We start from the raw sequence: 539 nt of genomic DNA, 5'->3' as shown, positions 1-539 counted from the left end.
CTGGGCTTGCTGGCGCTGGTACTGCTGGTGCTGCTGCGCACCGATCTGATCAGCGGCTGGCGCCAGGCCAGCCCGCCGGATGCGCCGAACCGCTTCGTCATCAACGTGATGCCCGAGCAGTCGCAGGCCTTCCGGCAGGCGCTCGCGGACGGCGGGGTGGCGCGCTACGACTGGTACCCCATGGTGCGGGGCCGGCTGATTGCCGTGAACGGCAAACCCGTTGACCCCGGCAGCTACGCCGACGAGCACGCCGGGCAGTTGGTGGCCCGCGAGTTCAACCTCTCGAACTCGCTCGAGCAGCCCGCGCACAACCCGATCGTCGCGGGGCGCTGGACGCCCGGCGAAGAAGGCGCCGTGAGCGTCGAGGAAGGCCTTGCCAAGACGCTGGGTCTGCACCTGGGCGACCGCCTGCGCTTCGACATGGGCGGCGTGCAGAACGAGACCCGCATCACCAGCCTGCGCAAGGTGGACTGGGGGTCCATGCGCGCGAACTTCTTCGTGATGTACCCCGTGGCGGCGCTCCGGGACGTGCCGCTGAC

At 69.9% G+C, this 539-nt stretch carries 1 protein-coding gene; it reads left to right on the top strand.

The annotated features are described in order from the left end of the window. Nucleotides 1–539, top strand: a 539-nt coding sequence (locus VTU_RS26000) for an ABC transporter permease (protein ID WP_040892248.1), incomplete at both ends; no start/stop codon positions are given.

The sequence above is a fragment of the Verminephrobacter aporrectodeae subsp. tuberculatae At4 genome (assembly GCF_000193225.1).
GTDB lineage: Bacteria > Pseudomonadota > Gammaproteobacteria > Burkholderiales > Burkholderiaceae_C > Acidovorax > Acidovorax aporrectodeae.
This window is presented reverse-complemented; position numbering and strand designations above follow the sequence as displayed.